Origin of the sequence: Arcobacter arenosus, assembly GCF_005771535.1 — a bacterium.
In the GTDB taxonomy this organism is placed as follows: Bacteria; Campylobacterota; Campylobacteria; order Campylobacterales; family Arcobacteraceae; genus Halarcobacter; species Halarcobacter arenosus.
This window is the reverse complement of sequence record NZ_VANU01000003.1, coordinates 343,472-363,496: the sequence shown is the minus strand read 5'-3', so window position 1 is coordinate 363,496 and position 20,025 is coordinate 343,472. Positions and strand designations below refer to the sequence as shown.

Annotated in this window: 24 protein-coding genes; 18 read left to right on the top strand and 6 right to left on the bottom strand. The window is 29.0% G+C overall.

The features are described from left to right. Positions 1–11: 11 nt before the first annotated feature. The 4 genes from lpxA to FDK22_RS08930 are packed head-to-tail and all read right to left on the bottom strand — an operon-like array spanning position 12 to position 3,422. The gene (gene lpxA / locus FDK22_RS08945) at positions 12–794 is read right to left on the bottom strand and encodes an acyl-ACP--UDP-N-acetylglucosamine O-acyltransferase (protein ID WP_138152571.1); all 783 of its coding nucleotides are present in this window, start codon (positions 792–794) and stop codon (positions 12–14) included. A 12-nt stretch (positions 795–806) separates the two neighbouring features. Continuing rightward, positions 807–1,250 (bottom strand): 3-hydroxyacyl-ACP dehydratase FabZ, encoded by a 444-nt coding sequence (gene fabZ, locus FDK22_RS08940; protein WP_138152570.1) that lies wholly within the window; start codon positions 1,248–1,250, stop codon positions 807–809. Positions 1,251–1,308: 58 nt separating this feature from the next. After that, complete coding sequence (lpxB, locus tag FDK22_RS08935; protein ID WP_138152569.1) at positions 1,309–2,352, bottom strand: lipid-A-disaccharide synthase; 1,044 nt, start codon at positions 2,350–2,352, stop codon at positions 1,309–1,311. Continuing rightward, positions 2,349–3,422, bottom strand: a complete 1,074-nt coding sequence (locus tag FDK22_RS08930; RefSeq protein WP_138152568.1) for an epoxyqueuosine reductase QueH — start codon at positions 3,420–3,422, stop codon at positions 2,349–2,351. The genes lpxB and FDK22_RS08930 overlap by 4 nt, the downstream gene beginning before the upstream one ends. A gap of 96 nt (positions 3,423–3,518) precedes the next feature. On the opposite strand from FDK22_RS08930, the gene FDK22_RS08925 reads away from it, so the two are divergent. The 3 genes from FDK22_RS08925 (at position 3,519) to FDK22_RS08915 (ending at position 5,857) form a co-directional block, all read left to right on the top strand. Further along, positions 3,519–3,878, top strand: coding sequence for a hypothetical protein (locus tag FDK22_RS08925; protein WP_228711681.1), 360 nt, complete (start codon positions 3,519–3,521; stop codon positions 3,876–3,878). 37 nt (positions 3,879–3,915) lie between these two features. Then, positions 3,916–4,800: a deoxyribonuclease IV gene (gene nfo / locus FDK22_RS08920; protein WP_138152567.1), complete on the top strand. Its 885-nt coding sequence runs from the start codon at positions 3,916–3,918 to the stop codon at positions 4,798–4,800. 181 nt (positions 4,801–4,981) lie between these two features. After that, positions 4,982–5,857 (top strand): Abi family protein, encoded by an 876-nt coding sequence (locus tag FDK22_RS08915; protein WP_171012954.1) that lies wholly within the window; start codon positions 4,982–4,984, stop codon positions 5,855–5,857. A gap of 4 nt (positions 5,858–5,861) precedes the next feature. Here the strand turns inward: FDK22_RS08915 and FDK22_RS08910 are convergent, their stop codons facing one another. Then, complete coding sequence (locus tag FDK22_RS08910) at positions 5,862–6,089, bottom strand: hypothetical protein (RefSeq protein WP_138152565.1); 228 nt, start codon at positions 6,087–6,089, stop codon at positions 5,862–5,864. A gap of 130 nt (positions 6,090–6,219) precedes the next feature. On the opposite strand from FDK22_RS08910, the gene FDK22_RS08905 reads away from it, so the two are divergent. Further along, positions 6,220–6,729 (top strand): NADPH-dependent FMN reductase, encoded by a 510-nt coding sequence (locus FDK22_RS08905; protein ID WP_138152564.1) that lies wholly within the window; start codon positions 6,220–6,222, stop codon positions 6,727–6,729. A gap of 104 nt (positions 6,730–6,833) precedes the next feature. Further along, positions 6,834–7,754 carry an AEC family transporter gene (locus FDK22_RS08900; protein WP_138152563.1) on the top strand — a complete coding sequence of 307 codons (921 nt, stop codon included), beginning with the start codon at positions 6,834–6,836 and terminating at the stop codon, positions 7,752–7,754. On the opposite strand, the gene FDK22_RS08895 is transcribed toward FDK22_RS08900, so the two are convergent. Next, positions 7,723–8,625, bottom strand: coding sequence for a tetratricopeptide repeat protein (locus FDK22_RS08895; protein WP_138152562.1), 903 nt, complete (start codon positions 8,623–8,625; stop codon positions 7,723–7,725). The genes FDK22_RS08900 and FDK22_RS08895 overlap by 32 nt on opposite strands. 64 nt (positions 8,626–8,689) lie before the next feature. Here FDK22_RS08895 and FDK22_RS08890 point away from each other — a divergent pair, with 64 nt between their 5' ends. The 13 genes from FDK22_RS08890 (at position 8,690) to nuoK (ending at position 20,024) form a co-directional block, all read left to right on the top strand. Beyond that, positions 8,690–9,040: a hypothetical protein gene (locus tag FDK22_RS08890; RefSeq protein WP_138152561.1), complete on the top strand. Its 351-nt coding sequence runs from the start codon at positions 8,690–8,692 to the stop codon at positions 9,038–9,040. Further along, the gene (locus FDK22_RS08885; protein ID WP_138152560.1) at positions 9,040–10,779 is read left to right on the top strand and encodes an ATP-binding protein; all 1,740 of its coding nucleotides are present in this window, start codon (positions 9,040–9,042) and stop codon (positions 10,777–10,779) included. Before FDK22_RS08890 ends, FDK22_RS08885 begins: the two co-directional genes overlap by 1 nt. A 203-nt stretch (positions 10,780–10,982) precedes the next feature. Then, complete coding sequence (locus FDK22_RS08880; protein ID WP_138152559.1) at positions 10,983–11,372, top strand: NAD(P)H-quinone oxidoreductase subunit 3; 390 nt, start codon at positions 10,983–10,985, stop codon at positions 11,370–11,372. Beyond that, entirely contained in the window at positions 11,354–11,863 is a 510-nt protein-coding gene (locus tag FDK22_RS08875) for a NuoB/complex I 20 kDa subunit family protein (RefSeq protein WP_138152558.1), read from the top strand. Before FDK22_RS08880 ends, FDK22_RS08875 begins: the two co-directional genes overlap by 19 nt. Next, positions 11,863–12,672: an NADH-quinone oxidoreductase subunit C gene (locus FDK22_RS08870; RefSeq protein WP_138152557.1), complete on the top strand. Its 810-nt coding sequence runs from the start codon at positions 11,863–11,865 to the stop codon at positions 12,670–12,672. The genes FDK22_RS08875 and FDK22_RS08870 overlap by 1 nt, the downstream gene beginning before the upstream one ends. 5 nt (positions 12,673–12,677) lie before the next feature. Next, a complete protein-coding gene (gene nuoD / locus FDK22_RS08865) occupies positions 12,678–13,907 on the top strand; it encodes an NADH dehydrogenase (quinone) subunit D (protein ID WP_138152556.1) in 1,230 nt (409 codons plus the stop codon). 14 nt (positions 13,908–13,921) lie between these two features. After that, on the top strand, positions 13,922–14,188 hold the full coding sequence (locus FDK22_RS08860; RefSeq protein WP_138152555.1) for an NADH-ubiquinone oxidoreductase subunit E family protein: 267 nt from the start codon (positions 13,922–13,924) through the stop codon (positions 14,186–14,188). A 2-nt stretch (positions 14,189–14,190) separates the two neighbouring features. Continuing rightward, the gene (locus FDK22_RS08855; RefSeq protein ID WP_138152554.1) at positions 14,191–15,006 is read left to right on the top strand and encodes a hypothetical protein; all 816 of its coding nucleotides are present in this window, start codon (positions 14,191–14,193) and stop codon (positions 15,004–15,006) included. After that, positions 15,006–17,516: an NADH-quinone oxidoreductase subunit G gene (locus tag FDK22_RS08850; protein WP_138152553.1), complete on the top strand. Its 2,511-nt coding sequence runs from the start codon at positions 15,006–15,008 to the stop codon at positions 17,514–17,516. Before FDK22_RS08855 ends, FDK22_RS08850 begins: the two co-directional genes overlap by 1 nt. A 1-nt stretch (position 17,517) precedes the next feature. After that, complete coding sequence (nuoH, locus tag FDK22_RS08845) at positions 17,518–18,510, top strand: NADH-quinone oxidoreductase subunit NuoH (protein ID WP_138152552.1); 993 nt, start codon at positions 17,518–17,520, stop codon at positions 18,508–18,510. 9 nt (positions 18,511–18,519) lie between these two features. Then, complete coding sequence (nuoI, locus tag FDK22_RS08840; protein WP_138152551.1) at positions 18,520–19,143, top strand: NADH-quinone oxidoreductase subunit NuoI; 624 nt, start codon at positions 18,520–18,522, stop codon at positions 19,141–19,143. A gap of 9 nt (positions 19,144–19,152) precedes the next feature. Continuing rightward, entirely contained in the window at positions 19,153–19,728 is a 576-nt protein-coding gene (locus FDK22_RS08835; protein ID WP_138152550.1) for an NADH-quinone oxidoreductase subunit J, read from the top strand. Then, entirely contained in the window at positions 19,725–20,024 is a 300-nt protein-coding gene (gene nuoK, locus FDK22_RS08830; RefSeq protein ID WP_138152549.1) for an NADH-quinone oxidoreductase subunit NuoK, read from the top strand. The genes FDK22_RS08835 and nuoK overlap by 4 nt, the downstream gene beginning before the upstream one ends. The last annotated feature ends 1 nt before the right edge of the window (position 20,025 follow it).

The following is a 20,025-nucleotide window of genomic DNA, read 5'->3' as shown; positions in this document are numbered from 1 at the left end:
AAACTTATCTCCTATTTTCTATTAAATGGAATACCACGTTTTGTATTAACTACAAAACTTGCTAATTCCTGTACATATTTATTATCATTGTTTTCAAGAAGGTCATTAGCTACATCTGCAATAGGATTACCTGATTCAAATATCGCCTTATATGCTTTTCTAACTTCATCAATATCAGATCTATTATCAAATCTTCTTCTTAAACCATTTAAATTAAGTCCTCTTAAAACAGCTCTATTCCCTTCTGCTAAGCAAAAAGGTGGGATGTCTTGAGTAACTACAGAACCACCAGCAACCATAACATTTGAACCAATTTTACAAAACTGGTGGATTGGTGTAAGACCACCAATTACTACATTATCATCAATCTCAACATGTCCAGCAAGTGTTGCAACATTTGCAAATACACAATTGTTTCCAACTATAACATCATGGGCAACGTGAGTATATCCCATAAATAGGTTATTGTCTCCTATTTTAGTGATACTTCCTCCACCTTTTGTTCCTGGATTAAAAAGAGTATATTCTCTAATTTTATTATTGTCACCAATAATTAACTCTACATCTTCCCCATCAAATTTTAAATCTTGAGGAATACTTCCTAATGTTGCATGGGAAAATATTTGATTGTTTTTACCAATAGTGGTTTTACCCTCAATTAAAGTGTGCGAACCAATTGATGTTCCATCGCCAATTTTGACATCTTTCCCAATAATTGTGAATGCACCAATAGTTACATTCTCACCAATTATTGCTCCATCTTCGATTATTGCTGTTTTGTGAATATTACTCATTTCAAACCTATATTATTTATCAACAATCATAGCTTTTAATTCGGCTTCAGCAACTAAATTATCATCTACAAAAGCTTTACCATCAAGTACGATTAGGTTTCCTCTTAATTTCTTAACTTCAATTTTGTATACAAGTTTATCTCCAGGTCTAACTGGACTTCTAAATTTCGCACCATCAATACTCATAAAATAAATTACTTTACTCTCTAATTCTTCTTTTGTTAGGTCATTACTTTTTAGTGCAAGTACACCACCTGCTTGTGCCATTCCTTCTAGAATTAATACACCAGGGTAGATTGGGTGTCCTGGGAAGTGTCCCATAAAAGCAGGTTCACTAATAGAGATGTTTTTATATCCTGTAATACTTTTTGCTTTTTCCATATCAGTAATTCTATCTACTAATAAAAAAGGGTATCTATGAGGTAAAATCTCTTGAATTTCCATTATGTCTAACATTATTGTTTCCTATTGTGTTCTATGTTTAAAAAAGTCATATATTTTATCCAAAAAAAAATTAGGTTTGGATTATGTTTGCAACGTTTTGGGAACTACCACCTTGTAAGTAGTCTCTTAAAATCTGAGAATTTTTTAAGTAATCATTTCTATTCATCGAGTTATATTCATTGAATAAATTATCCACTGTAACTTCATCTTGTAAGAACTCTTTGTGTATTGGTTTTTTACCCATTTTTTCAAAAAATATATTTGCCAAACCAATTGAAGGAAGTTTTATTAATTTTATTGCAATAAAGTAATCAATCTTTTTTGCAATATAACTTAATACAAAAGGTGTTCCTATAATTGCTGCTTCTAATGTTGCAGTCCCAGAGCAAATAAAACCAAACTCAGCTTCTCTAAGCTCTTTATGGGAATCCCTTGAGACTTCAAATGAACTAATATCTCCATAAACTTTTTTTATATAATCATCATCAAATTTTTCAGGAATAATCAATATATGTTTTTTCTCTTTGATTTTTTTTGAAAGCTCTTTAAAAATAGGCATATGATTTATGATTTCACTTTTTCTACTTCCTGGCATATAGACAATTTTATTTGTTTTTGAAATTTCACTTTTAAACTCTTTTATTTCATCTAAAAGTGGATGACCCACATAAGAAATCATCTCTTTTTTTGTATAGATATCTTTTTCAAAGGGAAGTATTGAACATAGTTTTGTGCAATATTTTTCTAGCTTTTTTACCCTTCCTTTTTTCCATGCCCAAGCTTGTGGAAGAATGTAGTAGATAATCTCTTTATCTGGATATGTGGCTTTTAGTTTTTTTGCTAATGGAAGATTAAATCCTGAGCTATCCATTAGTAAAACCTTATCACAATCCTTTGCAAGGTCAACTAACTCATCTCTTAATTTAAAGAAAAATCTTAGTTTTTTTATTGCATCAACAAAACCCATAATTGCAAGGTGAGAAAGGTCATAAAGTGGATTTCCCAACTCTTTATCAAAAACACCAAAAAGTTCTACGTCATCTTTTAGGTGTTTTTTTAGTTCTTTTAGGTGTATATTTGATGAGGTTTCAAGGGCACTTACCAAAAGTTTCATATAATTACTTCTTTAACATCTTCATATATTTGTGCATCTAAGTCAATTTCATATTTACCATCTATTATTTCATCAATTACAACAATTGTTGAAAGTCCGTATGGGTTTTGAGTAATTTTTTGTCTAATATTTAATTCTGATTCAAAAGTAGGGGGATTAAATATTAAATCTTTCACACATTTGTATGAGCTATTACCTATTTCATTGAAAATATTTAAGCTTAGAACTTTTACTTCATCTCTGTTTAAATAAGCAACTTCATCTTTTTCGTAATCTATTCTTCCATTCATCTTATTTCTATTTAAAGTTGAATAACATAAAAAATATGAAGGGACGATTTTTTTGTCAATTTTTAATTTTCCACTTAAAATTCTATAATTTAAAAATCTTTGTTTAATGATTTTATATGGAATTTTTTTCTCTTCTAACTCATCTCTTTTTTTATAAAGTTCTAATCTACTTTCTATTGATTCAGGTAAGATTTGATTCGAGATTGGTGAAAACATCTCGTCCATAATTTTCTTTTGTTGATCTCTTTGTTGAGTTAAACCAAATAAACAACCACAATAATTTTGTCTATAAAGTGAATTTTCTTTTACAACTTCCCCTTGGATTTGGGTACCACTTCCACTTCTATAATCTCTGAAAATAAATTCACAATTGTATTTTTCTTGTAAAGAAGCACCGATTTTTTCCAATTTATCTTGAGATTTTTTAGGTGAAATTAAAAGTGAAGTTGTAAATTTGTCATGACCTAATTCAATAGCTTTTTTTACACTAACTTCTAATCTGTCATCAAAACAAACTGTGCACCTGTCACCTTTTTCAGGTTCATTTTCTAAACCTTTTACCTTTTTTAGCCACTCTTCAAGATTATATGGACCTTCAAGTAATTCAATACCTAGCTTTTTACATGAATATTCTACATCTAAATATCTAAGTCTGTATTCATTGTATGGATGGATATTAGGGTCATAAAAAAAACCTACCATTTTTTCATTAGGAAACTCTTCTTGAAGTTTTTCTAAAAAGTAGTGGGAATCGACTGCGCAACAAATATGAACTAACAAAAATAACCTTTGATTTTTTAATTTATCTATTTTTTTGTATTATAGTGAAAATATTTATAAAAAGGATTAGAGATAAAAAGAATTATATACTTTTTAATGTTTGTTTTATTTATTTCAGGTTGTTCTTTTTCTCAGCCAAAAATAGTATCAAGTGCCACGATTTTAATAAAAACTCCTAAGCTAAAATTTTATGATAAAGGTTTTATTTCAAAGTATTCAAATTATACAGAAGTTCAAATTCTCTCAGCAGGAACAGCTGTTTTAAAACTTAAAATATATGAAGATAGAATTTGTAGAGATACTTTTGAATGTCAAGCCTCTAGGGTTTTTAATGAAGAATATTTAAATAGAAATTATGATGAAAACTTTTTAAAAAATCTTTTTGAAAGTGATAAAAAAGAGATTATTCATAGAGATAAAGAAAATGGAATCTTAATAAAAATCAAAAAAGATTAATTGTACAATCCAAAAAAAGTAAACAAGGAACTATCTAATGAAATATGTAGGAGCACACGTAAGTGCAACAGGTGGAGTTTTTAACGCACCTTTAAACGCAAAAGAGCTTGGAGCAAAGGCTTTTGCACTATTTACAAAAAATCAAAAAAGATGGGATGCTAAACCATTTGATAACAAAACTTTAGACCTTTGGTTTAAAAATTTAGAAGAATCAGGAATAGAGCCAAAACATATTTTACCCCATGATTCATATTTAATTAATTTAGGACATCCAGAAGAGGAAAAACTTATCAAAAGTAGAGAAGCTTTTATAGATGAAATGCAAAGATGTGAAATACTTGGACTTGATAGATTAAACTTTCACCCAGGAAGTCACCTACAAAAGTTTTCTAAAAGAGCAGAAGATTATGATGATTTAATTTATAGTGCAGAGCTACAATGTCTTGAAGTAATAGCAGAGTCAATTAATATTGCCTTAGATAAAACAAGTGGTGTAACAGCAGTAATAGAAAATACAGCAGGTCAAGGAACAAATCTTGGATATAAATTTGAACATTTAGCTTATATCATAGATAAAATAGAAGATAAAAGTAGAGTTGGAGTTTGTATTGATACTTGTCATATGTTTACAGCTGGATATGATATAAGAACAAGGGAAGCCTACGATAAAACTTGGAATGACTTTGACAAAATAGTTGGACGAGAGTTTTTAAAAGGTATGCATATAAATGACTCAAAACCACCACTTGGAAGTAGAGTAGATAGACACCATAGTTTGGGTGAAGGTGAGATTGGTTGGGATGCCTTTAAATTTATCATGAATGATGAAAGAATGGATGATATTCCACTGGTTTTAGAAACAATTGATGAATCAATCTGGGCTCAAGAGATTGAGAATATGTATAAACTAGTAGAAAAATAAAATATTATAATATTAAAACTTATTTAAATAGGAAAATAGTAATATTATGAATGATAAAAATTAATTATTCATTTACAAGTTACTTACATGTTAAAAGCAAATTTTTAGAATGTTTTTATTATAATTTTATTAATAACACTCCTCAAGCCTCTTTACAATGCTCACCCCGAGGAGTTACTTTTTGAAAACTTCTTTAAAAGAATCCTTTAACAAACCCTTCTTAACTCTTGATGAACAAATTAGTTTATTAAAATCTCGAGGTATGCTTTTTAGAGATGAATCAAAAGCAAAATATTATATAGAAAATCTGAATTATTATCGTCTCACTGGATATTGGTTGATATTTGAAAAAGACCATGCTATTCATACTTTTAAAGAAAATACATATTTTGAAAATATTTTAAACTTGTACATTTTTGATAGAGAATTAAGATTACTTTTACTTGATGCAATAGAAAGAATAGAAGTCTCAATTAGAAGTAGATTAGCATATCATTTAGCTGAATCTTTTGGTTCTCATGCACTTCTAAATCCTCAGATTTTCTCATCTGCACTAAAATATTCTAGAACATTAGTTAAATTGAAATCTGAAATAGATAGAAATAAAGCTGAATTATTTATTAAACATCATTTCGATAAATATAAAGAAGAATTACCACCTGTTTGGGTTTGTGTAGAAGTGATGACATTAGGTCAAATATCAAATTGGTTAAGTAACATAAAAGAGAGAAAATATAGGCAAACTATAGCAAAAAGTTATGATTTGGATGAAAAGATTTTATGTTCTTTCCTTCATCATTTAACAATTATAAGAAATGCTTGTGCTCATCATTCTAGAGTTTGGAATAAAAGATTTACCATTGATTTTACATTACCTAAAAATCCAAAAGCTTTAAATACAAAATTTAATTTATTAAAGAAGAGATATCTTTACAATACCTTAGTAATGTGCGAATATCTGATGAACATCATATGTGAAGATACTAAATGGTCAGAAAAATTGAATGATTTAATGAAAAAACACTCGATAGATACTAAGAAAATGGGATATTTATAACCTATTAAACTATCTCATCAACCTCAAACTCATAATAATCCGCTAAAGATGCGGACATAAAATCTTTATACTCTTTTGAAATAATTTCATAATTCCTTTTTGTAAGCTCTTCATTTAGGCTTATTTCTTTAAAATTTAAAGTATAAAGTTCTTCAAAATTTGGTACTATATCTTTTACTGTTTGTGTAGTAAAAAAATCATTAGGATTGAAAGGTTTAGAGCCTTTTTTCATTTTATAACCTTTTTAAAAGTATATACAAGAATTATTCCTTGCGATTAGTATTTATAGAATAAATTTAATATTTACATAAACTAAAAGTTATAAAATTCGAATTTTAATGAATTAAATATGAAGGATTATTATGTCAAAAATAGGAATTTTAGTTGCTAGTTCAAATAACAATTTGAAACTAGGTGAAAAACTATCTCAATTAGCAGATGAATTAAATGTAGAATCAGAAGTTATAAATTTAGTAGATTTAAATTTACCACTTTATAGTACAGTTGAAGAGGAAAAAAATGGTATTCCTGAAACTGTAAAATTATTAGCAGATAAAATATTATCATTAAAAGCATTTATTGTTGTTGCTCCAGAATACAATGGGGTTATGCCACCAGTACTTAATAATGCAATGGCGTGGACTTCAAGATCTACAAAAGATTGGAGAGATGCTTTCAATGAAAAAATTGTAGGACTTGCAACTCACAGTGGAGGGGGTGGAGCTAAAGGGCTTCAAGCAATGAGAATACAATTTCAACACCTAGGTGCAAATATTTTAGCTAGAGAACTTTTAACTACATATGAAAAACCATTAAATGAAGAAAGTGCAAAAAATATGATTATTCAATTAAACAGATTATCTCAAATCTAAAAGTTAAGGTTTTCCTTAACTTTTTATCTTCAAAAAGATTATATGACCAATTAGTCAAATTATGTTATAATCCTCTTTTTTATTTATAATGGAGTTTATATTAAATGGAACATATTTTTTCTGCACTTATACCAATATTTTTACTTATTTTAATTGGTTACTTTTTTAAAAGGATAAAATTCCCTTCTAATGAGTTTTGGGCAAATGCAGATAAATTAACTTATTTTGTTCTAATGCCATCACTTTTAGTATACAAACTTTCTACTGCTTCTTTAGATGGTTTAGAGGCTTTTGATTTTGTTTTAACTGGTATTTTAGGGATTACAACTTTACTTTTTATAACTATAATTTTGAATTTCAAGTTTAAAACTGCAGGACCTGCTTTTAGTTCTGTTATTCAAGGGGCAGTTAGATTTAATACCTATGTACTTTTAGCTTTAATCTCTGCTATATATGGGGATAAAGGAATTGCTCTAACTGCTTTACTAATAACATTTGCAATACCATTTATAAATTTTATCTGTATAACATCTTTTGCTGTTTATGTAAGTGATAAAAAAGCAACATTATTTGGTCTTTTAAAATCTATTATTACAAATCCATTGATTGTGGCATGTTTTATAGGTGGTGGTATAAACTATCTTGATATAGGTTTACCAATTATTGGTGAAAATGTCTTAAAAATTCTAAGTGCATCAGCACTTCCTATGGGATTATTATCAATTGGTTTTTCTCTTGACTTAAGTTCAATAAAAGAAGCAAAACTAGAATTAGTGTTAGCTTCATTTTTAAAACTTCTTATTATGCCTATTGTGATGTTTGTTATTGCAAGATTATTTGGACTTGAGGGTATTTTATTATCTTTACTTCTAATCTTTGGAAGTATGCCAACGGCTCCTTCCTCTTTTATTTTAGCAAGACAATTGGGCGGAGATAGCAGGCTTATGGCTTCGATTATAACATTGCAAACTTTAGTTTCATTGTTAACTGTATCTATTGTTCTATGGGCGCTTCAGTTCCTATAGAACTAAGTTTAATTAGAAGTTCTTTAGCCTCATCATCACCCTTTGAGGTTAATTTTTTTAAAATCTCTATCCCTTTTTCTTTATTGTATCTAGCCCCTTCACACTCTTCACATAAATAGATTTTAGCTAATTTCTTTTGAGCTGGTGTATAGTTTTGATTTGCTGCTTTTTCAAAATATTTTAAAGCTTTTTGTTTATCAATTGGAAATTCATTTTTAAAGTAACCATATTCATAAATATTTCCAAGGTGTACTAATCCTGATACCTCTCCTAGTAAATCTAGTCTTTCATATAATTCAACAGCTTTTTTTACATTTTGAACAAGAATAGGACTTACCATATGTAAATTTGCAAAAGCATAATCTTTTATACTTTGGATATCATTTTTTTCAACAAGTTTTTCAAACCATATAATTGATAAAACTTTATTATCATATTTATATATATTTGCCAACTCCCTCATTGCAAAAATATTTCCCTCATTTGCAAGTTTTTCATAAATTTTCACTGCTTCTTGTTTATTCGCGCTTAAAGCTTTAGTTAGTAAATATCTGTGTGAATTTGTATTTGTTTTTTCAATATTGTCAATTTTTTCTTCTAAAAGTTCTATTTTTTTGAAACTATTCAAAAAATAGCTTGAGTTAGTTTCATAAAAGTTTTTAAACTTTTTTAACACTTCAAGATTATTTGAACTTAAAATATTTTCAAACTCTTTTTCAAAATATTCTATTTGTTTTTTCTTGTAAATAAATTCCTCTACAAAATAATACTCTTTAGCTTTTTGAATATTAGAAATCTCTTTCTTTGGCTCTTTTGTTGAACAACCTGTGATAAGATAAATTATTGATAAAATAAAAAGAATTAATTTCATGGTTAACCTTTAATAACTTTGTTGTAATATAATAATATATTCTTTGTTTTAAGGAGTTAAAGAAATGATTTTTTTAGTAGTTTTTGGTTTTATAGCTTTAATAGTAATTGTATTAAATGTAATGGATAATTCTAACTTACAGAAAATAGAAAACTATTTTAAATCAAAAAACTGTCAAAATATCATTTACTCTAAAGGGTCTTATAAAGGAATTTGTGAAGATGAAGTTATGGAGATTTCAAATAGTTTTACCGTTGATTTAGAGAAAAATAAAACTATATATAAATTAAATGAAATAAAAAATATAGAAAAAAAGAATATGGCAATTATTATAAATAATAGCTACACTATAAAATTCAAAGAAAAAAAGAATATTGACAAATTCTATAAAAGTTTAAAGGAAAAAATAAATTAATGAATGAGATTATTGATTTTATAAAAGCTAAAAATGTAGAAGAAACTACGTTTTTTAAGCATCTAAAATGCTCTAATGAAGAAGCAAAGATTTTACAATATATTACAAAAGAGTACACAACAGGAAGGGAAACTTTAATAGTTATAGATATTCTTGCAGAATTTTACGATGTAAAAAACTTTGAACATCTACACCATGTTGAAAAAATTAAATCTCTTTTGGGACTTGGTTGGTTAGTTCAAAATAGTTTTGACCATATAAAGTTAAGCGATATGTCAAGACTTGAACTTTTAAATTCAGCAGTAACTTTATCCCCTGCATATTTAAAACTTCTTGAAAAAGGTTCTTTAGAGTTTGTTTTACCTGAAGTAAAGAGTTATGCCGATCATTTAGAGTATTTGCAAGATCAATTCTTTAAAATTGATTTAGCACAACAATTAAATTTAGTAAAAAGAAATTTTGATGAAAATTCGCCAAATATTAATAGATTAAAAACAAAGTTAACTCTTCTTGAAAATAGAATTAGAGATAGATTAAAAGAAACAAGCAATGAGATTATGATTGAAGATTTCTTTAAAACTAATGATTTAAATGAACAAGAACAAATGTTGTTTCTAGCACTTTTAAAAGAGGAATATTCTGGTGGAGATGGAACAATAAGAGATATGAATTCTTTAATTGAACTTGTATCAAGTGATGATTATGAAAAAATTAAATATAGAAGTTTACTTGAAGAAAGTTCAAAATTAATCTCAAATGGTTTAGTTGATTATGATGAAGTTTTAACGCCATTTGGTGGGATAAATAGAAATTTTTATATTCCTGAAGATGTGTTATATAAAATCTCTCACCCAAATCCAAATAAGAAAAAATCGAGAAATAGAAGAGTTAAATTAGAATCTTTGATTGAAGAACAAAGTACATTTGAACTAATATCAACTAATAAATCTTTAGATGATGTAGTTTTAAATACAAAAACAAGAGAAATATTAAATGCTTTATTAAAACAAATGGATAAAACAGTTTTTAATAGATTAAAGCAATGGGGATTAAAAGATAAAAAAAGTGGAATTGAAGCAAGGATAATTTTTTATGGTTTTGCAGGAACTGGTAAAACTTTGACTGCTTTGGCTCTTGCAAAGAGTTTAAAAAGACAGGTTCTTAGTTTTGACTGTTCTAAGGTTTTATCAATGTATGTGGGTGAAAGTGAAAAAAATGTAAGGGCAATTTTCGATAAGTATTATGAGCTAAAAGAAAAAAGTAAAACCGAACCAATTTTGTTACTAAATGAAGCAGACCAGTTTTTAAGTTCAAGAACAACATCTAGTACTAGTGGTAGTGAAAAAATGCATAATCAGATGCAAAATATATTTTTAGAACAGATAGAACGGTTTGATGGAATATTAATTGCAACTACAAATTTACTTGAATCTCTTGATAAAGCATTTTCAAGAAGATTTAATTATAAGATTGAATTTAAGAAACCAAATTTAGAACAAAGAGTAGATTTATGGGAGAAACTATTACCTGAAAAACTACCTTTAGATAGTGAATTTGATATAAATGTTTTGGCAAAACATGAGTTAACTGGTGGTCAAATTGAGATGGTAATCAAAAATACAGCATTTAAAATTGCTGTAAATGATGAGCCTATTTTTACTGTAAAGGCATTTGAAGAACAAATTGAGAAAGAGAAGAAGGGGCAATTTGATTCTGAAAATAAAGTGGGATTTTTTTAAAACCCACTTAAGAATTACTTAATTCTCATTCTATTATTATATCACTGTATTAAAATTAACTTAATTGAATTTCTTAATAATATAAACTTATGAATTAACAAGATTTATTTAACGATATAACAATCTCTTATATTAAGACTTACTTTATAGGAGATTGGATATTATCTTTAAAAGTAATTTTTAAAATTAATGAAGGATTAAAGATGACGCACATGGAGTTCTCTCATCCCTATTTTGGTGCATTTTTTATGTTTGTACTTACATTTGGGGCTTTCATTGTAGTTGTTGAGATTGCAAGAAGAATAGGAAGAAAGTTAGCGAGGCTTGATACTGAAAAACTAAAGTCAACTCTTTATGAGTGTGGACCAGAAGTTACTAAACAACCAAGTAGTATATCTGTACAGTTCTACTTAATGGCACTTTTATTTATATTATTTGATATTGAAATCATTTTTATGTTTCCATGGGCAGTAGACTTTAAAGTCTTAGGCTGGTTTGGTTTTGTTGAGATGATTCTTTTTATTTTATTATTAACTATTGGATTTGTTTACGCATGGAAAAAAGGAGCTCTTGAATGGCACAGCATAAAGTAAACTATTTTAAAGATGGTGGTGCACCAATTGCACTTACAACTATCGACAAAGTTGTAAACTGGGGTAGATCAAATTCAGTTTGGCCAATGACATATGGTCTTGCATGTTGTGCTATTGAGATGATGGCAACTGGAGCTTCAAGATACGACTTTGATAGATTTGGGACAATTTTTAGAGCCTCTCCACGACAATCAGATTGTATTATTGTTGCAGGAACTTTAACAAAAAAACACGCAGAATTTATGAGAAGGTTATATGACCAAATGCCTGATCCAAAATGGGTTATTTCAATGGGGTCATGTGCAAATACAGGGGGAATGTTTAACACCTATGCAACTGTTCAAGGTGTTGATAGAGTAGTACCTGTTGATATTTATCTTCCAGGATGTGCTCCTAGACCTGAAACTTTACAATATGCATTAATGATGCTTCAAAAGAAAATAAGAAGAGAAAGAGCATTTAAAAGTATGAAGAAAAAAAGGTTAGTGTAATGAGAAAATATACACCTAAAAATGATGTACAAAAGAAATCATATTTTAATGATAGATTTTATGTGGCTCCTCAAACTCCAAAATTTGAACCTTCAAGTGATGAAATTTATGCAAAAGATATTGAAAGTTTAATTGCAGAATTTGAAATTTCAAAATCTTATATTGAGATTGAAGAGTTAGTTATTCATATAAAAGCTGAAGATAATGTAAAGGTTTTAAAATATTTAAAAGAAAACCTAGAATATGACATGTGTATGGAGATCTCTGCAATTGATTATATTGCTAGTCTTGGTGGTTTTGAAATCTTTTATGAGATGTTATCTATGTCAAAAAGAAAAAGAATGAGAGTTAAAACTTTTATTAGACAAAAACAACCTATTGAATCTGTTTATAGTGTATTTAAAATGGCTAATTGGGCAGAAAGAGAAATGTATGATATGTATGGAGTTAAAATCACTAATCATCCAAACATGAAAAGAATCATTATGCCTGATGATTGGTACGATTATCCACTTAGAAAAACATATCCATTAACAGGAGATGAATCAGCTCAATGGTATGAGGTTGATAAAATTTTTGGTAAAGAGTATAGAGATGTAATTGGACCAGAACAAAGAGATTGTGCAAAAGTTGATAGATATGATACACAAAGATTCTCAAGACTTGGTCATGAAGTTCCATATGGAGTTGATATAACTGATGGAAAAGAACCAGAACATACTCCACTAGCTTATCAAGAAGAGGGTGGAATTCCAATTATCAAAAAACTTGATGAAAACGAATCAATTACATTAGATGAGAAGAGGTAAGAAAAATGAGTCAAGTAGCAAATAGATTAAAACCTTTTTTTGAGAATATTCATTTTGAAACTGAAGATAATACAATGATTGTTAACTTTGGTCCTCAGCATCCATCTTCACACGGACAAATGAGATTAATGTTAGAACTTCAGGGGGAAGAAGTAGTAAAAGCAAGACCTGGTGTTGGATATCTTCATAGAGGTATGGAGAAAATGGGTGAGAATATGATTTATAATGAATTTTTACCAACAACAGATAGAATGGATTATATTGCTTCAACTTCAAACAATTATGGTTATGCCTTAGCAATTGAAAAGCTTTTAGGAATAGAAGCACCAAGAAGAGCTGAGGTTATTAGAACTATGCTTTTAGAACTTAATAGAATCACTTCACATCTATTTTGGTTAGCAACCCATGCACTTGATGTTGGTGCAATGTCTGTTTTCCTTTATGCCTTTAGAGAAAGAGAATTCGCAATGGATCTTATTGAAGATTATTGTGGAGCAAGACTTACTCATAGTGCAGTTAGAATAGGTGGAGTTCCTTTAGATTTACCAGAAGGTTGGTGTGAAAAGTTAGAAAACTTCTTAAAAATCTTAGAAGTAGAGATTGAAAAATATGAAGGTCTTTTAACTGAAAATAGAATCTGGAGAATGAGACTTGAAAATGTAGGAACTATTTCTCCTGAGTTAGCAAAAACTTGGGCATGTTCAGGTGTTGTTTTAAGAGGTTCTGGAATCAAATGGGATTTAAGAAAAGAGATGCCATATGGATTATATGATGAGTTAGATTTTGATGTTCCTGTTTCTTCAACAGGAGATTCTTATGGAAGATATAAATGTTATATGCAAGAGATGAGAGAATCTTCAAAGATTTTAAAACAATTAATTCCTATGTATAATGAAAGTAAGTGTGAACTTATGGCCCATGCACCTGAATATATTTCAGCATCTAAAGAAGATATTATGACTCAAAACTATTCATTAATGCAACACTTTGTTTTAGTGACGCAAGGTATGAGACCACCAAAAGGTGAGATTTATGTTGCAACAGAATCACCAAAGGGTGAATTAGGATATATGGTTGTTAGTGATGGAAGTCCATATGCATATAAAATGAAATTAAGAGCTCCATCTTTTTGGCATACAGGAATTTTTGAAGATTTATTACCTGGACACCAATTAGCTGATGTTGTAACTATTGTTGGTAGTTTAAACATTGTATTTGGTGAAATTGACCGTTAGTATAGGAGTTATAAATGAAAAGATATGATTTAAGACCATTAAAAGATAACTTCTATGACAGAATGTTAGAACTTATGGATAAAGATATAAAGACAGGTGAGAATGCAATTTTCCTTTTTGAAATTGGAGATTTTTCTTGCGTTCAAAAAAGTGCAGATGTGATTTATGAAGCAGGATATACTTTAATGAATTCTTTAAAATTTAATGAAGTTGACTGGACTATTGTAGTTAAAAAAGTAAAACCTGAAGAAAAAATAATTGAAGAAAGTAGTGAAGAGTAAAAATGGAAAATATAAAAGAGATTATTTCAAAAAGTGATTATATTATCACTTTCGGGTCATTCTTAGCAGCAGATAATATTGAGATTCAAGAATCAATTATCGAAGCAATTGCTAAAAATACAGCAGAATTTGTTTATATGCATCCAATTGATAATATCGATTTAAAAGTTTACTATTCACAGTTTATTAAATATGAAGTTGGTAGTGAAGAGGGGATTGCTTCACTTTTATTAGATACTTTTGTAAAAAATAGTGATGAAAAAATTCAAAACTATATAGCTGAATTAGATATCGGTTATATCTCTGCTGAAAGCTCTGCTGGGGAAGAAGAGTTTGAAGAAGCTTTAGAAAGAGCTAATTCAAAAATTAATAAAACACTAATAGTTGGAAGAGATATATTTTCCCATGAAAGAGTAGAAAATATTACAAAAATATTATCAGTAATTAGCAAATTTTCTGATTTAAAAATTGTTTGTTTAGAAAAAGAGTATCAAAAGATTTTAGATGAAATTTGTGATGAATCATTAGAAGAACCTGAAGAGTTACACTCATATAATGGAACAGTGGTTTATAGACTTTATGGGGAAGAGGATACTAATACTTTAGTTGGAAGTGCATCTTTTGAGAGAATTGCAAAAGTAAAAGATGGTGATGATATTTATATTAATTTTAATGGTGAAAAGATTAAAAGAAAATTTTCTGTTAACAAAGATCTTTATGGAACTATTGCTTTATGTGCAATGGATACTGAAGATTCTAGTAGCTTATCTCAAGGTTATAGGTATAAACAAGTAAAGATTGAAAAGGTTGATGCATAATGAGTGATTTAATTACATTAACAATAGATGGAAAGAGTATTCAAGCTAAAGAGGGTGAGTATATTTTAAATGTGGCAAGGGCAAATGATGTTTTTATTCCTGCTGTTTGTTACTTAACTAGATGTTCTCCTACTTTAGCATGTAGACTTTGCCTTGTTGAAATAGATGGGAAGCAAGCATATTCATGTAATACAAAAGTAAAAGAGGGGATAAATGTTTTAACTCAAACTGAAAATATTGCTAAAGAAAGACGAGCAATAATGGAAGTTTATGATGTTAATCACCCTTTACAATGTGGAGTTTGTGATCAAAGTGGAGAGTGTGAACTTCAAAATTACTCATTATATATGAAAGTAGATTCTCAAAACTATACTATAAAAGATGTTGATAGACCAGCAGCAGTTTGGGGAGTAATGAAATATGACCCTGGACTTTGTATTGTTTGTGAAAAATGTGTAACTGTATGTAAAGATATGATTGGTTCAAATGCTTTGAGTACTGTAAAAAGAGACTCAGATGGAATTGATAAAGTATTCAAAGATACAATGCCTAAAGATGCTTACTCAATGTGGAATAAACTAAACAAATCTTTAATTGGATTTGAAGAGGATAATTGTACTGATTGCGGTGAATGTATCTCTGTTTGTCCAGTTGGAGCTCTTGTAAGTGCAGATTTTCAATACAAATCAAACGCTTGGGAGTTAAATAAAATTCCTGCAGCAAATCCACATTCAAGTGATTGTGCTTTTATGTATTATGAAACAAAACATGAATCAATTGAAAATTCAGATGAAAAAATCTATAGAGTTACAAATGAACACCACTATTCGACTTTAAATGGTGCGGCAAGATTTGCCTATGATTTTGAAAATAAAGTTGGTGGTAAAGATGAGGAATCTTTTAATAAAGCAGTTGAAGCCTTTAAAAAAGCAGAAGTTATAAAGTTTAATTCATATATTACAAATGAAGAGGCTTATATCTTACAAAAGATTGCTTCTAAAACTGGTGCAAAACTTGTTAATAAAGATGCTTTTTATTATAAAAAGTTTTTAGAAAATTATTCAACTACTTCAGGTAAATCTTTATATAGCTCAACTTTAAAAGATGTTCATGATTCAAATTTTGTAATATCAGTAGGTTCATATCTTAAATCAGACTTACCAAATGCAAGATATGCCTTTAATAATTCAGTTATCATGAATAAAGGTGCAGGAGTTTATTTTCATCCAATTTCTGACCCAGTTATGGAAAAGATTGGTAAAAAAGGTAAAACAACAGAGTTTGTTTACCATAAACCACTTTGTGAAGAATCAATTTTATATCTAATCTTGGATAAGTTTGGAAAAGACTTGCCTCAAGATGTTCAAACATATCTTGATAGTTTAAAAGAAACAAGAACTAAAACTGTTACAGAAACAATAAAAGAGACTGTTGTAAATATCGTAAAAGATGAAGAAACAGGGGAAGAAAAAGAGGTTAAAAAAGTAGTACCTAAAAAGGTTTCAACAGAAGTAGAATATGAGTTTACAAAACTGCTTGAAAATATAGGTCAAGATGAAACTCTATTAGATACTATTGATGTTTTATTAGCTAAAAAAGATAAGTTTTCATTAATGGTTGGGGAAGATTTATATACTCATCCAAAGGCTGAGAATTTAGCAAAACTTTGTGGTTTAATTGATAGGTTTACAGATTTTGATATTGTAATTATCCCTAGTCAAACAAATACACTTGGAGTTAGTTTACTTTGTGATTTAGAAGAAGATGCAAGTGGATTTAGTGTAGGTTATAATGAAAAAGCAGACTTCCAAATTAGTGCTTTAGGTGATGGTGATTTAGATATGCCAGCACTTAACCAACAAGAGGGAACGTTCACAAATATTGACAAAAAAGTGATTCCAACAAATGTTGCAATTGGGTATAAAGGGTATGTTTTAAATGATATAGCAAATGCTGTACTTGATACAGATGTTGAATATACAATTGAATACACAATTGAATTACCTGAAGAAAAAGGTTTTAGTGCTATTCATTTTGACAAACTATCAAACCACTTTGGAAATAATAGAGTTGAATATAGAGGTTATGATATTTTACCTATTGAAATTGTTGAAGAGAAAAAACTTCAAGAGGGTATAAATAGTTCTTTTATAGTTGAAGAACTTGATGAAGCTACAAGTAAAACTTTAGAATTAAATGAAGATGAGATGATTATCTATAGAGCTAATCCAATAAATCAATTCAATGAATTTACAGCAATAGCCCACGAATTTGCTTCAGATTTAGAATCTGGATTTTTTGCTTCAAAATCATTATTTGAAAAGCTTGGTTTAGAAAAAGGTGATAAGGTTAATGTTTCTTCAAATGGAACTTCTTTAGAGTTAAATGCTTTTTGTGATGAACAAATTGATGGTGAAATAGGGTATGTTTCAACTTTCCAAAAAGATTTAGCTACTAAAAGTTTATTTGAGCAATATAGATACAGTAAAGCTGTAATAAAAAAGGCGTAATATGGAGACAGGATTTATTATTGAAACCATTGTAAAAGCTGTTGTAGTTTTAGCAGTATTTTCTGCATTAGCAGGTTTTACAACATATATCGAAAGAAAAGTTCTTGCTTTTATGCAAAGAAGACTAGGACCTATGCATGTTGGACCACATGGTGTTTTACAGCTTGCAGCAGATGGTATTAAACTTTTTACAAAAGAGGACTTTATTCCACAAAATGCAGCTAAACCTGTATTTATGATTGCACCAATTATTACAGCAGCAACTGCTTTTATAGCTATGACTGCAGTTCCTTTTTTCCCTGAATTTGAGCTATTTGGATATACAGTAAGACCAATTATTTCAGATGTAAATGTTGGTATTTTATTTGTAATGGGTGTTGCTTCAATTGGACTTTATGGACCACTTTTAGGTGGTATGAGTAGTGCAAATAAATGGTCACTACTTGGAGGAGCAAGAACAGCAATTCAACTTTTATCTTATGAGGTTGTATCTGGACTTGCATTACTTGCTCCACTTATGATAGTTGGAAGTTTATCTTTAATTGATATAAATGATGCACAAGCAGGAGGTTTAGGAGATTGGTTTGTTTGGACTCAACCTTTAGCTTTTATTCTTTTTGTTATTGCTGGATTTGCTGAAACAAATAGAACACCATTTGACCTTTTAGAACATGAAGCTGAAATTGTTGCAGGTTATGCAACTGAGTATTCAGGTCTTAGATGGGGTATGTTTTTTATTGGTGAATATGCAAATCTATTTACAATATGTTTTTTAATTTCATTAGTTTTTTTAGGTGGATATAACGACCTTTGGTTTATTCCTGGTGGATTAGCAATTATTTTAAAAGTTATGTTTTTGATTTTCTTCTTTTTATGGACAAGAGCTTCTTGGCCACATATTAGACCTGACCAATTGATGTGGTTATGCTGGAAAATCTTAATGCCATTAGCAGTAATTAATATTTTAATTACTGGTTTTGTAATGATGTTTTAGGAGTCGTGAATGAGTTTAGAAAAACTAAAAGATAGAAACATTAGTATGGGAGACTATATCAATGTTTTAGAAAATGATTATCCAAAAACTCCCTGGGAACAATTTAAACAAGTTTCAAAAAGGTCAGTAAAACTTGAACTTTTTGGAGGTTTGAAAATTGTTTGGAAAATGATGACTGGAGCATTATTTAAAAATGAGATGCATACAATTCAGTACCCTATTGAGAAAGCTCCATTAGGACCTAGATATAGAGCAGTTCATAAACTTCTTGGGCTTTTGGAATCTGGTGAAAACAGATGTATTGGTTGTGGACTTTGTGAAAAGATTTGTATAGCTGATTGTATTAGAATGGATACTAAAATTGATGAAAACTCTAGAAAAGAAGTTATGGAGTATACAATCAATATGGGTAGATGTATTTTCTGTGGATATTGTGCTGAGGTTTGTCCTGAGCTTGCTATTGTTCATGGTGGAAGATATGAAAATGCAAGTGAACAAAGAGCACATTTTGTTTTAAAAGAGGATTTATTAACTCCTCTTGATAAATTAGCACAACAAAAAGAGTATCCTGGTTTTGGTGCTGTATCTCCTGATGCAGATGAAAAAATCAAGAAAACTCCATTGTCTTATTAAGGAGGGGAAATGTTTGAGATAGTAGCTTTTTATCTATTTTCAATTTTAACAATTGTTATGTTCTCTATAACAGTTTTTACAAATAATTCACTGTATGCTTTAAGTTCTTTAGCTGCAGGGATGATTTTTATTTCAGCTTTCTTCTTTTTATTAGATGCTGATTTCTTGGGTGCAGTTCAAATTGTAGTTTATACAGGTGCTGTAATGGCTTTATATGCCTTTGGTATGATGTTCTTTGATTCACTTTCAACTGTAAAAGAGAAAGTTAATAATCCTAGATTGATATTTTTATTAACTGGAATTAGTGCTTTGATTATTGTAATAATCTTTGTAAGTCCAATTATTGGAAATAACATTGAAGCACAATATCCAGTTCATCCTGAATGGGGAAACACTCAAGATGTTGGTATTGTTTTATTTACTAAATATCTTATTCCTTTTGAAGTTGCAGCAGTTATGTTACTTGTTGCGATGATTGGTGGGATTATTTTGGCTGGTAAAAGAATGGATGTTTCTTATTCTGATTTAAGTGAAGAAGAGATTGATGCATTGGAAAATGAAACATTGGCAAAGGATAATAAATGAGTTTAAACGCATACCTTATACTTTCGGCTGTGTTATTTTTAATAGGTATGGTCGGTGTTATTAGAAGAAAAAATTTACTTATGTTATTTTTTTCTACTGAGATTATGTTAAATGCAGTGAATATTGGTCTTGCTGCAATATCAAAGTTTCATGGAGATTTAACAGGTCAAATGTTCGCCTTTTTTATTGTAGCAATTGCTGCAAGTGAGGTTGCAATAGGTCTTGGATTATTAATTCTTTGGTACAAGAAAACTGGTACTATTAATCTAGATAGTTTACAAAGTATGAAGGGCTAAT

Coding starts and splice junctions, on each gene's coding strand:
- FDK22_RS08925 (WP_228711681.1), top strand. CDS start 3,519: ATGTTTGTTTTATTTATTTCAGGTTGTTCTTTTTCTCAGCCAAAAATA.
- FDK22_RS08870 (WP_138152557.1), top strand. CDS start 11,863: ATGAGAAAATATACACCTAAAAATGATGTACAAAAGAAATCATATTTT.
- nuoD (WP_138152556.1), top strand. CDS start 12,678: ATGAGTCAAGTAGCAAATAGATTAAAACCTTTTTTTGAGAATATTCAT.
- lpxA (WP_138152571.1), bottom strand. CDS start 794: ATGAGTAATATTCACAAAACAGCAATAATCGAAGATGGAGCAATAATT.
- FDK22_RS08905 (WP_138152564.1), top strand. CDS start 6,220: ATGTCAAAAATAGGAATTTTAGTTGCTAGTTCAAATAACAATTTGAAA.
- nfo (WP_138152567.1), top strand. CDS start 3,916: ATGAAATATGTAGGAGCACACGTAAGTGCAACAGGTGGAGTTTTTAAC.
- FDK22_RS08910 (WP_138152565.1), bottom strand. CDS start 6,089: ATGAAAAAAGGCTCTAAACCTTTCAATCCTAATGATTTTTTTACTACA.
- FDK22_RS08850 (WP_138152553.1), top strand. CDS start 15,006: ATGAGTGATTTAATTACATTAACAATAGATGGAAAGAGTATTCAAGCT.
- FDK22_RS08855 (WP_138152554.1), top strand. CDS start 14,191: ATGGAAAATATAAAAGAGATTATTTCAAAAAGTGATTATATTATCACT.
- FDK22_RS08835 (WP_138152550.1), top strand. CDS start 19,153: ATGTTTGAGATAGTAGCTTTTTATCTATTTTCAATTTTAACAATTGTT.
- nuoH (WP_138152552.1), top strand. CDS start 17,518: ATGGAGACAGGATTTATTATTGAAACCATTGTAAAAGCTGTTGTAGTT.
- FDK22_RS08875 (WP_138152558.1), top strand. CDS start 11,354: ATGGCACAGCATAAAGTAAACTATTTTAAAGATGGTGGTGCACCAATT.
- nuoK (WP_138152549.1), top strand. CDS start 19,725: ATGAGTTTAAACGCATACCTTATACTTTCGGCTGTGTTATTTTTAATA.
- fabZ (WP_138152570.1), bottom strand. CDS start 1,250: ATGTTAGACATAATGGAAATTCAAGAGATTTTACCTCATAGATACCCT.
- nuoI (WP_138152551.1), top strand. CDS start 18,520: ATGAGTTTAGAAAAACTAAAAGATAGAAACATTAGTATGGGAGACTAT.
- FDK22_RS08890 (WP_138152561.1), top strand. CDS start 8,690: ATGATTTTTTTAGTAGTTTTTGGTTTTATAGCTTTAATAGTAATTGTA.
- FDK22_RS08880 (WP_138152559.1), top strand. CDS start 10,983: ATGACGCACATGGAGTTCTCTCATCCCTATTTTGGTGCATTTTTTATG.
- FDK22_RS08900 (WP_138152563.1), top strand. CDS start 6,834: ATGGAACATATTTTTTCTGCACTTATACCAATATTTTTACTTATTTTA.
- FDK22_RS08885 (WP_138152560.1), top strand. CDS start 9,040: ATGAATGAGATTATTGATTTTATAAAAGCTAAAAATGTAGAAGAAACT.
- FDK22_RS08860 (WP_138152555.1), top strand. CDS start 13,922: ATGAAAAGATATGATTTAAGACCATTAAAAGATAACTTCTATGACAGA.
- FDK22_RS08895 (WP_138152562.1), bottom strand. CDS start 8,625: ATGAAATTAATTCTTTTTATTTTATCAATAATTTATCTTATCACAGGT.
- lpxB (WP_138152569.1), bottom strand. CDS start 2,352: ATGAAACTTTTGGTAAGTGCCCTTGAAACCTCATCAAATATACACCTA.